Raw genomic sequence first — 13,390 nt, 5'->3', positions numbered from 1 at the left:
ATTTATCTTATGGCATAAAGCAGCGAGGAAGGTACAATGTCAACATTATCTATAAAAATCGGAGCAGTTTTAGATGGCAGTTTCAGTACTGTAATAAAAGGAAGTAGCAGTCAACTTACTCATCTTGGTGAGAATATAAGAAAGCTTGACTCATCTTTAAAATCAGTATCAAAGTTTAAGCAGTTAGGTCATGATGTTTTGACTAGCAAGAGGTCATGGAAAGGCTTTGAAGATCAAGTAAAATCTTTAGCTAAACAAATGAAGGCAATAGAGAAACCGAGCAAAACTTTAAAAGCAGAATTTGACAAGGCCAAAACCTCTGCAATAAAAGCAAAAGAAGCATATTTGAAAAAGAGAGATGCTTTGCATTCATTTAATGAAGAAGTAAGAAAAAGTGGAAGAAATATTAAGTACTTAGTAAGTGACCAACATAAACTTGGCTCTTCTATTGAAGTATTAAAAGGTAAGTATGGTAAGCTTGGATCTGCAATACGTAGTCACCAAAGTTTTTTAGCAAGCAAAGCACATTTTAAGTCACAAATTATAGAGACTATTGGGCTAGGGCTAACGCTTGCAGCTCCAGTTAAAGTTGCAATTGACTTTGAAAGTGCTATGGCTGATGTTACAAAAGTGGTAGATTTTAAAAAAGGGACGGATGAAGCAACTAAATTTGCAAAGAAGTTAAAAGAGATGTCACGTACTATACCATTATCAGCCGCAGAACTGGCACAAATAGCTGCAAGTGGTGGTCAACTTGGTATCAAGAAAGAAGATCTTTTTATGTTTACAGAAACAGTGGCAAAAATGTCTACAGCATTTGATATGTCTGCAGAGCAAGCAGGTGATTCTATAGCTAAACTCTCTAACGTTTATGGAATTGATGTTAGTAAAATGGAATACGTTGGTAATGTAATCAATCACTTATCAGATAACACTGCTGCCAAAGCAAAAGATATGGTTGAAGCTCTAGCAATAGTTGGTGGTACTGCAAAACAATTTGGTCTTGACATCAAGGAAACAAGTAGTTTAGTAAATGCCTTCGTTAGTTTAGGTAAACAACCAGCAAAAGCTGCAACTGCTATAAATGCTCTACTTAGTAAACTTCAGACTGCTGAAGAACAAGGAGGGGATTTTAAAGCAGCATTAGAGCAAATGGGAATAACTGCAGAAGAAATAGTACAAAGAATAAGCGAAAACGGCGAAGAAGCATTACTCTATTTTTTTCAAACTCTAAAGAAAATGGATAACCAGGAACGTTCTACAATCCTTATGAAACTTTTCGGTCAGGAATATCAAGATGATATTGCATTATTAGCTGGAAGTTTTAATAAGTATGAGGATGCAATAAAGTTATTGGCTAATACAGAAAAGTACAAGAGCTCTCTACAAGAAGAATTCAAAAATCGTGCAGACACTACAGCTAATAAATTACGACTTCTTCGAAATGCAATAGCTGAAGTTGGTATGAACCTGGGCTCAGTGATGTTGCCTACTTTAAAATCTATAGCTGAATTTTTACAAGAAAAAACTAGATATATAGCAGAGTTTGCAGAAAAATATCCAACTTTAACCACGGCGATCATGGGTACTGTAGCAGCCTTGATAAGTTTAAAAATTGTAGCAGTAGGACTAGGATACGGATTTACATTGCTAGGAAGTACGATTTTTAGGGAATGTTCAAAAAAGTGTGTCAAACCGAGAAATAAAAATAAAATAGAAACAAAAAATAGAGGTTTGATATATGAGTTACAAAATAGAAAATGGAACGACTGGCCTGGTAGATTACAAAGAGCTGGAAGCAAATATACTGTCATCAATAAGGGAAGGTAAACCATTGATGGGGAGAGATGGAGCATTAACACCATTTGTAAAAAGGCTGCTGGAAGCAAGTCTAGAAGGTGAAATAGAGCATCATTTATCCAATGAAAGAGAAGAAAAGAATCGAAGAAACGGAAAGAATGGCAAAACTTTGAAGACGAGTATTTGAACTATTGACACCAAGAGATAGAGAGGGAAGTTTCGAACCACAGATAGTGAAAAAAAGGCAAACAAGCTTACATCCAGAACTTGAAACAAAGGTCTTGAACATGTTTGCAAGCGGTGTGGGATACAGGGATATAGCATCCTATGTGGAAGAAATCTATGACCATAAAATATCTGCAGCAGAGATATCTGGAATTACAGATAAATTACTGCCTATAATCAATGAATGGAGGAGTCGTCCCCTACAATCAGTATACCCGATAGTATTTATGGATGGGATGTTTTTTAAGGTCAAAGAGAATGGACATTGCATAAGTAAATGCATGTACAATATATTAGGAATAGACCAAAATGGCAGAAAAGAAGTACTGGGTTTTTACTTAGCAGAAAGTGAGGGAGCTAACTTCTGGCTAGGCGTATTAAATGACTTAAAAGAGAGAGGAGTAGAAGACATTTTGATAGCTTGTGTTGACGGTCTGAAAAGCTTCCCTACAGCTATAAATAGCGTATTTCCCAATGCTGAGGTACAGTTATGCATTGTGCACCAAATAAGAAATTCACTAAAATACGTATCCAGCAAAGATATAAAAGTTTTTATGAATGATTTGAAAAAAATATACCGTGCTACAAGTAGAGAAATCGCCGAAAATTATTTACTTGAACTGGAGGAAAAATGGGGTGAAAAATATCCTTTAGTCATAAAATCGTGGCAAAACAATTGGGAAAATTTGTCTAGTTATTTTAAGTATTCTGGCCCTGTTAGAAGGCTAATTTATACCACCAATCCAATTGAGGGGTTGCACAGACAAATCAGAAAATTTACTAAAACCAAAGGTTCATTTACCAGTACAAATGCCTTGTACAAATTGGTATATTGTGCTATAAAAAAGATAGAGCAAAAATGGGCTATGGCTTTGCCTAATTGGGCTCTAACTATATCTCAACTTGATATCTTTTTTCCTGATAGGTTAAAAATTGAGTTGAACTAAAAATTCGCTTTGACACACTTTTTTGAACATTCCCCTCAGTGATGTAAATTCAACTTTACCCCATTTGCAACCATCAGGGTCCTTTGACTATAATCCTAACAATTCTTTTCTAATTTCTTCTTTAATTGTATCAATAATCTTTTGATCAAGTTTATTTATTAAGGAATCATCAATACCTGTGATATCATCTGGATTTTGTATCATTTTTTCAATAGCATCATCTATTTTTTTTACTCTTTTTTCATTAATTTCCTCAAATATAGGTTTAATGTTTGCGTAACCAGGAGCGCCCTTGCTATAACTTTTGCTGCTTTCGTTGATACAACCACCAGCACCATATGTTTTATTCACGTAGTTTTTACTACATTTTGTTACATCTTTATACCCAATCTCACCATTTTCTATATATGCTATTTTATTATCTTTACTAGAGTTTAGCTTGTCCCCTTTCTTAATTTCTTCTTTTAATTTTAAACTTTGTTCATGAATTATTGTATCTTTGTAATTCTTTCCCCCATAGGTTCTGTATGTACCTCCGCCTGCAACAGTAATTAAATCTTTACAAATTGTTTCTGAAGAGTCTCTGCACATTTTTATTAAAGTTGGTCCCCCATCCTTGTTAGATTCATCATCTTCTTGTCCACCACCTCCTTCTGTCACTTTTACTTTAATATAGGGATAATTGGGGTTGATTTTTAGTTTAGCTTTAATGTAATCACCTGGCATTCCTAGTCTACTTACAGTAGACTGAGCTTTATCAGCTATATGACCAGCTTCACCACCTCCCCATGCTTCTATTTCAACGTAATCATACATTGACAGATCATCTGTATAGCCATCTCCAAGCTCATAAAGTTTTTGATCCCTGTTTTCAATAATCTGCTTCTTATGTTTCAATTGTGCTATTATTATTTCACGTAATCTCTTTTTTAAACCCTCTAAATCGAACCTACACAATGTATCAGCATAAAAGACTTCTGTTCTATTTGCTTTAATCGGTTGATTTTTTAATTGTGTGCACTTTTGTATTTCACCTTTCTCGTTTTTTACTGTTTTACCATCCTTATCCTTGCAATCCACTTCCTCATATCTTAAGTAAAATAGTTTATCATTCTTATCTACATACTGTGTTGAGCGACTACATACTCCATCAAAGCAGAGGCAACCATCATCACCGTGATTACAGTTTTTTTCTTCATACTTTCCATCTGTTAACTCATATACTATTTTGCATTTGTCACAATTTTGTTTTGTATCTACCTCTTTATCCTCTTTTGCCATGCAGTTATCTCTAGACTTATTTTCAGCAGGAATGGAAATATATCCTTTTTTATTAAATATTATTTCATTCAGTGCATCTTGTGGCTTTGCTAAAACCTCAATTGTTTCGTTACAGGGAAAATAATAAAGCTGATCAGACTCCTTTGAATAAACAGTATTGTATTTATTGTATCTTGCCCCCATTGATTTTAGCGATATTAGCTTACTTTCTTTTTTAAGAACAAACTCCTCTGGTTCTGGTTGCCACCCAGAAAGGCATAGCATTTTACTTTTAGGATTTTCTTTATATTTTATTTCTACTTTTGGATATCCTGAGCCATCTAGTTTGCACTTACCATTCTGAAGCTCTTTACATTCTGCTTCGATATCGGGAACATACCCATATTTTTCTAGAACTTCAAATTGCGAATTATTTTTTAATATACCTTCTATTACGCTATCGATGTCGCTTTTACTGTTACTGCTATCAGTTGTTTTTGCCACTATTGCTGGCTTTACTACTTTTAAAGGTAGATGGCCAACATATGTAGGAGAATTTTTATTAACATAAAAAGTACAGATGCCATTACTGTGAGTTCCACGTGCGTCATAAGTACAAACGTTCTCACTCATCTTCATTTTTACTTTTAGCGTATTTTCGCCTTTACCCTCATTAGGCTTTGGTATGCTCACTTCTTCAATCTTTGGAGCAGGTGGCGCTGGGAAGCAGCGAGCAGGAAATTGTAATTTTCTTTCGGACTCTTCTTCCTCAGTACCATAGTATTCAGCACAGAGCTGACCTTTTTTTCTATAGGTTTTGAGATAATGGATAGTATCTTTAATAGTAAATGGATAAATTGGAGTATTCTCACTATTTGAAAAACCGCGCGGAAAAGGTAGCTCCCTTCTTTCTTTCAGCTCACCAATAATGACTCCAACTCTTGGATGGAAATAATCATTTTCTTCATTTGTTATAGGAACAATTCTAACTTGTGGTGGTGACATCGCAAGTTGTTCACAAAATGGAGGTGGGCCAGGTGCAAGTGGTACAGGCACACATTGTACTTTGGTTTGATAGCAGGTATCGCAAACATTTTCCATATTCCCTGGACGGAAAATATTTTCCCCTGAAAATACTCTAGAGCCCCATGAAGAAATTCCTGACATACAAGCCCCCTTTTGACTACAAGCGCATATTTTAGGGGCATTAACAAATTTTACTTTTTCTTCATCAGTAACACCATCTGCCCATTCCCATTCAAGGCGTTTCGCAATTCCTTCTTTGATTTCTTTACTGTTATCTGTCTTAATTGTTCCATCAGCTAACATTTTATCTCCTTCCCAATCGATAAAAGCTGCTGCAGAAACTCCAGCACCTGTGGCTTGTGTGCCATATATTTTGTGGCAAGATGTTCCACTGGATAATATATAACAGTTGTCGTTCCCTTCGTAATTGCAGACCTTAATCTTTGGATCGAAGTAACCTTCTGGTCCCTGATTATTTACTGCTGTAACTTTAATAAATTGCAATAATTTTTTGTCAAAGTCTAAATCGCTCCACTTGCCTTTAAAAAAATTTGCAATACCTTTTCCTGTTTTATTTCCTACAACCTCAAGTTCAGTATTGCTCTTTACAAAATACGGACAATCAGCATATCCTTGATAAGAAAGACAAAATATCAAGGAGAATATCAATAAAAAATTAAGCTTTACATTTTTCATAGAACGCCGGTAACCACTTACTCACTTTTTCGCCTTTTTCCTTTATTGCTTCATACATATACTTTATAGTCTCTTTATTAGCTGAAAGTACATGTATTTCTTTCATATTCTTCAAATCTAGATTTAAAGTTACTAAACCTTTGTATTGCTTTATCAAAAATAAACCTTCCTGTGTTGGTGTTTGCAAAATGACATTCAGTTCCTCTTTCGACAGAGAAAATGCTTTCATGTATAACCTGTTTGCATTTATGTTCGGCATCAGGATTCTCGTATCGACATGCTTATCTAAATATTGAGTAAACTTGCTAGCAAATGCTAGGTTTAAGTTTTCAGTACTTAGAATTACTACAACATTTAACTTTGTCATTCTTTGCATCCAGTCGTCAAACTCTCCCTCTGTAGGAAAAATATTACTTATCTCCCATGCTTCATCCAAAACAAGTATTGCAGGTGAGCCATCACATTTTGCTTCGAAAGAGTATAAGAAATAGTAAAGTATCACGGACATACATTCTTTTTGCTTAGTGAGATTTGCAGTATTGAGGGATATAGTTTTTGTTCCCCAGTCAATATCTGACTCATCACCATCTTGGAATAAGTAAGCAAATTCACCTTCACCACACCATTTACTTATTTTGCCTCCAAGAAGTAAAAGCACTTCAGAAATTTGAGAAATAGATCGCGATTCTCTTGGTATAGCAAATATAGAATCTACAATTTTTTTTGTCTTTTCTTCTACGTCTACCAAACTTGCATCTGCAACCATCCTTTTGATCAATTCAACAAGCATATTGCGATTAGAAGCACTATCTTCAATGTTCAGTGGGTTAAATTTTAGACTTTTATCTTTATATTTTGGATCAATTATGTAATATTGGCCGCTTACTGCTTTAGTAAATATTATTGATTTTCCAGTATTATCCAATATAACAATCCTAGGGTTAAATTTTCTTGATTCCGAAAGTAAGAAATTGATCAGTGAGGTTCTACCTGAATTTGGAGCTCCAAGTATTGTGGTATGACCATTATTTTTCTTTCCATGAAAGTTAAAAAAGTAAGGACTGCCTTTTTTTGAAAAAAAAACTGTTACTGCTTCTTTCCATCTTCCTCCTTTTAACGTACCTGATGTAAAATCATGCAACATAGCAAAGCTGCAAGCATATTTTTCTAATATATTTTTTGGTTGTGTAACAAAAGCAAAGTTTCCAGGAAGCTGTGCCCAAAAATGATTTTCCATGTGCAGATCAGTTCTAAACATCATCAACCCGATTAACGACATTACAGAGGATAAATCGCTGATATTTTTAGCTAACCTATTCTTATCATCTGCAAAGATTGTAACAATAATTTTCTGTTGACAAAAATCCATAGCAGAAATTTTTTCAAGCTCTATTATTTCATTTATTCCTGAGTTTTGAAGTAAGGTATTGTCCTCACTGATTTGCAGTATATTAATTTGTTTTTTGAATTCTTTTACTGCTTTATTATTACTAGTAAATATTATTATTTCTGTGATGATAAGCTCAGAGTCAAGTTGCAAACACCTATCTATATTTTCTAAGGGGATTTCTCGATATTCCTTTATGCAAAAAATAGAACCAAACTTCTGTTGACCTTCAAACGATGTTTGAAATTTATTGAAACCAAAAGCTACTTTTAGGTTTTTCACATGCTGCGATAGATCCCTTTCACATATTGGATAATCTTTGTGCGTTAATGTAATAATGTAATGGAGAAATTCCATCATTTGAGAATATATTTTGCCTTCACTAGACCTAAGGCTCAGTTTTTTAGCTCCAAAAGGTTCTAAATCTTTTTGAATCAGGTCAGTTATTTTTTGTAATTCTTGATGATTTTTTTGTAAAAATAACTTGTGCCTATTCTTTATCCTGCCAAAAAAAAATGCATTATTAATATGTTTGCCAAAATCACTAAGTAACACCACAATGTATAACTCATTTATATACTGTAGTTTACTATCAACTAGTTTATTAAACCACGTTGAGTGTAGCTGATCGGAAAAGTCTGCAGTTTTATTCCACTGTAAGCTCAGTTTATTGCGCTTACGGACAGTGTGAATCCAAACTGTAAAATATAAACTCTGGATATTTTTTGATATACTTTTTCTAATTTCAGTTCTAAGATCACCATAGTTATCAACTGAAGAATAGTCTTCTAACTTGATTATTTTTAACAATTCCCCCTGTTTTGTTAGTATAGTTTCTTCATCGTAGTGGCAAGCATAAGGGATAAAATCTAAATTAATACTTTCTAGTAACGCTAAATTGTTCTTTTTTTCAGAATTAGAGCTAGTGGCCGGTACTTTTGGTTGCATACAACATTATGTGTATTCAATAAAAAGATAATTAAAAAACATAAAAATACTATCTTAATTTTTATCTTTTTTTTCGCTGTCGGGCTGTAATTTTATATCTTTTGCAAAGTTGAATTTTTCTTTCAAGTAATCTGTTGCTTTTTCTGTACTCCCAAACATCATGATCAGTACACCAAACAGTATCATGAAGAAAATTAGACCTCTGAACACTACTGCAAGTATCACTGTAGCTATACATAACCCTATAATTGTTGAAGGATTCATATTTTCCATAGTATCTTTAACTGAAAATGAAGAAATAAGTTCTTTCAACGTTCCTGGTATATTTTTCAATTCATCACTTGCTTTGCTAGAACATGACATGAAGATAAAACTTAACAGGGCTACAATAGCAAAAACTCTACCCAATTGAATACGCATCAGCTAAATACCTTTAAGATACTCCTTAACTGTAACAATTTTTACATCAATAGGCAAGAACCGAATTCACTTGCTCACCATAAGTAACTCATATTTAACTTTTATCACTGTGTTAGCCCTTTATTATCAACAAGAGGACTCACACTAATGGATATCAATTTACTTGACAGAATATTTGAACACAATTCAGCAGCAGCAGCTGTAGCAAACACTGCAGCCACCACAAACAGTCCTGCTCCTACTAATCCTGATGTCATTGCTCCTGCAACAATGCACCCTATTGCTAAGAGAGCAGAACTTGTTACAAGTGCGACGTGAAGATTTTTGTTTTTGATTTTACTATTATTTTCATAATTATTGGATTGCATTGTATCTTTTACCTTACTGCCTGTCACTGAGATCACACAATGAGGCCCTTCTTCAGTCTTCTTATAATGTTTAGAAGGGGATCTTCTTCCGCTTGGGCCTTTGGGCCTTGTTTTGTTCGGATGTGCTAATTTTGTTTTTCCTTCATCTTCTAGTTGCAAACTATTATCTTCCTCAGCAGGGTTTAATTTTAAGTGTACACTTTCCTCAGATGAAATGCTTGTTACTGAAGTTAAGCTGTTCCTTCTGCTACTTGATGCCAAGCTAGATGAATTTATTCGACTATCTAAATCACTACTACTACTGAGTTTAGAAGTATTTGCACCACTTGGCACTTCTACAGCATTCACAGTTATATTAGGCTTTTCATTTTTTAAATCTTTACTATCAATCGAAAGATCAGATTGACTATTCAATTGTGATTGTGTGATCTTCTTTCTTGCTTGCGATTGTTTTGATGTAAGAATTGTTGAAGCATCATAACTATCTAAACTTCTCAAGGAATTATATGTTCCAGAGATTCCTATTCCACTTACACCCTTGCCTGCAGAATCCTCTTCCTGAGGAGTCATGTCCGAACTTGTAGAATTTGGAACTTCAGCAGGAAAACTTTTTTTCTTAAATAATCCCATAGCATTATCTTGCCTATCTGTTTGATTGTTTTTACGACTTTTTTGATTTTGAATAGTGCTACTAGAATGATTTTTGTCACTACTTTTATTAGTAATCCCTGTAATCTCTAAAATTATTCCTAATATTTTTCCTCTTCTTGTTGGTGATCTTTGTGATGATTTTTCTTTATTGTTAAGTACTGAAGGTTTCATTAATTCCTCTGACTCTATCACTTCTTTTTCCAATGCTGGAAGAAATTTCTCGGTGTAATAATTATAATATTTTTCTTGCTCTCTCAGTAATTTTTCTAATTTAATTAATATGTTCGGATCAGCTCCTTTGTTGAACAACTCTATGCATTTTGCGATAGTTCCATCTCCCTTTTTTAGATTTTCATGATTATGTCTTTTTTTTGTGACCTTTTTGTGTATAATTTCGTGCAACTCTTTCGTTTTTGATGCTGAAGAATTCCCTGTTTTCTCCTTTCTCTTATCTGAGATTTGTGAACTTCTGATAGGATCGCTAGTAGATGAGTAAGTATTGTTTCCTACTGCGCTATCAAATAGCACTCTTTTCTCATATGATGAATCAAACATAACATTCCTCTCATATAAATAAAATGTATGAATACCTCTTTAGCGTTAATTTTACATTAAAACTGGGCAGTTATGCCTTATTGCGGATGATTATAGCAATTTGCTAACTATTTTCTTTGCTGATTACTGATTTTACATTTCAACATAATTGCTTGCCTGTTGAACTAACATATCTATCACTTCTTTTACAGGCTTTTCTCTATCAACCATGCCAACACTTTGACCGGCCATTAAAGATCCTGTTTCAACATCTCCATCAATTACTGCCCTTCTTAAGGCTCCAGCCCAGAACTTTTCTATTTCAAGCTGCCCATTTTCTTTTGAGATTTCTCCATTTTGATATTTATCAATAATGTCTCTTTGATGCTCCATAAAATCGTCACTTGCTTTGTTAACTATAGCCCTTACTGGAATTACAGGGAAATCAGCACTAATCTGCACAGAAGATACAGCATTACGCGCAGCTGATTTGATGAATACTTCTTTAAAATTTTTGTGAGCGATTGACTCATTCGTGCAGACAAATAATGTACCTATTTGACAGCCACTTGCTCCCATTTCTAGGTAGTTCACTATCATTTCGCCTCTTCCTATTCCACCTGCAACAAACACCGGTGTTTTCTCATTTTTAAAATGAGGTAATATCTCTTGTGCGAGAACAGAAGTGCTAACAGGACCGATATGTCCTCCTGCTTCCATACCTTCTATTATTAACGCATCTACTCCCATTTTTACTAACCTTTTCGCGAGGCTTAATGCTGGTGCAAAACACATAACTTCAATGCCCGCACTCTTGATTTTTTCTATATTAGGCTTCGTTGGTAGTCCACCGGCAAGCACTATATGGCTTACTTTCGTTTCAATGCACACATCTATCAACTCACTCAACTTTGGGTGCATAGTAATTAGATTTACACCAAATGGTTTGTTAGTTAATTTCTGTGTCTCTATGATTTCTTTTTTCAGTAAGTCTGGAAACATTGCACCGCAAGCAATCACGCCAAATCCACCAGCATTTGAGATTGCTGAAACCAAATTTCTCTCTGAAACCCAGCTCATAGCTCCACCCATTATGGCAAACTCACTACCGAGAAAATTTGTTCCTTTTTTCCAGAGGCTACTTAACATATAACCTATATCATACGTTTAAAAATGTTTTGTTTATCTATAAATGTGTGTTTTAAAGCACCAATTATATGCAAGGCTATAAAGAGTATCATAAAATATGCAAGTATCGAGTGTAACTGATTAGCTGCACTAGCTAGATCTTCATTATGGTTAATTAATAAAGGGATATGGAAAAAATATTTGATCTCTTTGCTAGAAGCAGAAGACATGACATAACCAGATAGTGGCATTAGCACCATCAAAGCATATAAACCAAAGTGTATCGTTTTGCTCGCATTGATTACAAATCGAGAAAAATTGGCTGGTAATGGCGGAACATAAGTAAAGACGCGAAAAAATATACGTACTATAATTAATCCAAGAACGGTGATACCACAAGCCTTATGAACAGCGTATATGCTGAATTTAATTTCACTGCTAATCGGCAAACTTTTCATGTACAGCCCAGAACAAAGCATGCCAATAATAAAAGCAGACATTAACCAATGAATGATCCTTAAACCTAAACTATATTTATTGTCTTTCATTAATTTTGATTACTCTAAAGTAGAATTTATATAGTAGAAAAACTATTTCTCAATCAAAATTATCTATACATAATTTCGCTGCCTTGATCAACATAAGTGCAATAATTGTATGTGACACATAAACATTGTCTATCAGATTATGAAGAAGTGGTGAAGTTTTTGAGAGTTTTTCTATTGTAACGATGAGTTATAGCTTGTACAAGAAGCCTATTGACTTTAAGCACATTTTACCCTATACAATTCCAATACCTTAAGCTACCAAGCATGCCTGATCTAAAGACAATGATGCTAAACTTTGGCCCTCAGCACCCAGCTGCACACGGGGTGTTACGTCTTGTTTTAGAGATGGATGGTGAAGTGATCGAGAGGGCAGATCCCCACATTGGACTTTTGCATCGCGGCACTGAGAAGTTAATAGAACATAAAACGTATCTTCAAGCTCTGCCTTACTTTGACCGCCTTGATTATGTGTCACCAATGTCACAAGAGCATGCATATTCGTTATGTGTAGAGAAATTATTGCAGTGCGAAGTTCCGATTAGGGCAAAATATTTGCGTGTTCTATTTTGTGAGCTGACAAGAATACTAAATCATTTACTAAATATCTCTTCCCAAGCACTTGATGTTGGGGCGATGACTCCTCTTTTATGGCTCTTTGAAGAGAGAGAAAAAATACTCGAGTTCTATGAAAGGGCCTCAGGTGCAAGATTTCACGCAGCTTATATAAGGCCAGGTGGACTTGCAGCAGATATCCCAGAAGGTTTGATTGAAGATATTGCAAAATTTATAGAGCAATTTCCAAAGTATATAGATGATGTTAATGAACTTTTAACGGAAAATAGGATATGGAAGCAACGCACTGTGGGAATTAGTGAAATATCAATAAAACAGGCGCTTGATTGGGGCTTTAGTGGACCAATGCTCCGTGCTGCTGGGCTTGCTTGGGATCTGCGAAAAAGCCAGCCATATGAGATATATGACCAATTAGATTTCGATATACCAATTGGCCAAAATGGTGACTGTTATGACCGTTATTTATTAAGAATGGCGGAGATCAGACAATCTATCAGCTTGGTGAAGCAATGCATAGAGAAGATGCCTGAAGGGCCAATAAAAACTGAAGATAGAAAAATTTCTCCACCGCCAAGAGCAGAAATGAAAGAATCCATGGAAGCTATGATTCATCATTTTAAGCTTTACTCAGAAGGATATCATGTGCCAGAAGGTGAGGCTTATGTGGCTGTTGAAGCGCCAAAAGGCGAATTTGGAGTATATATAGTTTCAGACGGTACCAATAGACCTTATAGATGTCGAATAAGAGCACCTGGCTTTGCACATTTACAGGCCTTAGATTTCATGGCAAAAGGACATATGCTTGCTGATATTGCAGCAATTATCGGTTCACTCGATATAGTCTTTGGTGAGATTGATAGGTAATTATTTTAAAATAGT

The 13,390-nt window shown here is 34.8% G+C and carries 7 protein-coding genes and 2 pseudogenes; 3 read left to right on the top strand and 6 right to left on the bottom strand.

The annotated features are described in order from the left end of the window. Positions 1-36: 36 nt before the first annotated feature. Together ACQH21_RS00465 and ACQH21_RS00460 are read left to right on the top strand one after the other, a co-directional pair. Positions 37-1,665, top strand: a pseudogene (locus ACQH21_RS00465) (phage tail tape measure protein); the annotation flags it as partial. 76 nt (positions 1,666-1,741) lie between these two features. Continuing rightward, a pseudogene (locus ACQH21_RS00460) lies at positions 1,742-2,972 on the top strand (IS256 family transposase). Between the two features lie 87 nt (positions 2,973-3,059). On the opposite strand, the gene ACQH21_RS00455 reads toward ACQH21_RS00460, so the two are convergent. The 6 genes from ACQH21_RS00455 to ACQH21_RS00430 all read right to left on the bottom strand — a co-directional run bounded on the left by ACQH21_RS00455 (position 3,060) and on the right by ACQH21_RS00430 (position 11,938). Further along, positions 3,060-5,954: a hypothetical protein gene (locus ACQH21_RS00455; protein WP_425384266.1), complete on the bottom strand. Its 2,895-nt coding sequence runs from the start codon at positions 5,952-5,954 to the stop codon at positions 3,060-3,062. Further along, complete coding sequence (locus tag ACQH21_RS00450; RefSeq protein WP_425384265.1) at positions 5,935-8,289, bottom strand: type VI secretion protein; 2,355 nt, start codon at positions 8,287-8,289, stop codon at positions 5,935-5,937. The genes ACQH21_RS00455 and ACQH21_RS00450 overlap by 20 nt, the downstream gene beginning before the upstream one ends. A gap of 54 nt (positions 8,290-8,343) precedes the next feature. After that, complete coding sequence (locus ACQH21_RS00445) at positions 8,344-8,709, bottom strand: hypothetical protein (protein ID WP_010402638.1); 366 nt, start codon at positions 8,707-8,709, stop codon at positions 8,344-8,346. Positions 8,710-8,813: 104 nt separating this feature from the next. After that, positions 8,814-10,283: a DUF350 domain-containing protein gene (locus ACQH21_RS00440; RefSeq protein WP_425384264.1), complete on the bottom strand. Its 1,470-nt coding sequence runs from the start codon at positions 10,281-10,283 to the stop codon at positions 8,814-8,816. Positions 10,284-10,415: 132 nt separating this feature from the next. Then, positions 10,416-11,411: an NAD(P)H-dependent flavin oxidoreductase gene (locus ACQH21_RS00435; protein WP_007302056.1), complete on the bottom strand. Its 996-nt coding sequence runs from the start codon at positions 11,409-11,411 to the stop codon at positions 10,416-10,418. Positions 11,412-11,416: 5 nt separating this feature from the next. Next, positions 11,417-11,938 carry a cytochrome b gene (locus ACQH21_RS00430; RefSeq protein ID WP_213863969.1) on the bottom strand — a complete coding sequence of 174 codons (522 nt, stop codon included), beginning with the start codon at positions 11,936-11,938 and terminating at the stop codon, positions 11,417-11,419. A 264-nt stretch (positions 11,939-12,202) separates the two neighbouring features. Between ACQH21_RS00430 and ACQH21_RS00425 the strand changes: the two genes are divergently transcribed. Beyond that, on the top strand, positions 12,203-13,375 hold the full coding sequence (locus tag ACQH21_RS00425; protein ID WP_425384263.1) for an NADH-quinone oxidoreductase subunit D: 1,173 nt from the start codon (positions 12,203-12,205) through the stop codon (positions 13,373-13,375). Positions 13,376-13,390 lie beyond the last annotated feature (15 nt).

The organism is Wolbachia endosymbiont (group B) of Eupithecia inturbata (assembly GCF_964030915.1).
Lineage (GTDB): Bacteria > Pseudomonadota > Alphaproteobacteria > Rickettsiales > Anaplasmataceae > Wolbachia.
Note: the sequence above shows the minus strand (reverse complement) of the source record. Positions and strands in the feature narration are given on the sequence as shown.

Coding starts and splice junctions, on each gene's coding strand:
- ACQH21_RS00450 (WP_425384265.1), bottom strand. CDS start 8,289: ATGCAACCAAAAGTACCGGCCACTAGCTCTAATTCTGAAAAAAAGAAC.
- ACQH21_RS00455 (WP_425384266.1), bottom strand. CDS start 5,954: ATGAAAAATGTAAAGCTTAATTTTTTATTGATATTCTCCTTGATATTT.
- ACQH21_RS00445 (WP_010402638.1), bottom strand. CDS start 8,709: ATGCGTATTCAATTGGGTAGAGTTTTTGCTATTGTAGCCCTGTTAAGT.
- ACQH21_RS00435 (WP_007302056.1), bottom strand. CDS start 11,411: ATGTTAAGTAGCCTCTGGAAAAAAGGAACAAATTTTCTCGGTAGTGAG.
- ACQH21_RS00430 (WP_213863969.1), bottom strand. CDS start 11,938: ATGAAAGACAATAAATATAGTTTAGGTTTAAGGATCATTCATTGGTTA.
- ACQH21_RS00440 (WP_425384264.1), bottom strand. CDS start 10,283: ATGTTTGATTCATCATATGAGAAAAGAGTGCTATTTGATAGCGCAGTA.
- ACQH21_RS00425 (WP_425384263.1), top strand. CDS start 12,203: ATGCCTGATCTAAAGACAATGATGCTAAACTTTGGCCCTCAGCACCCA.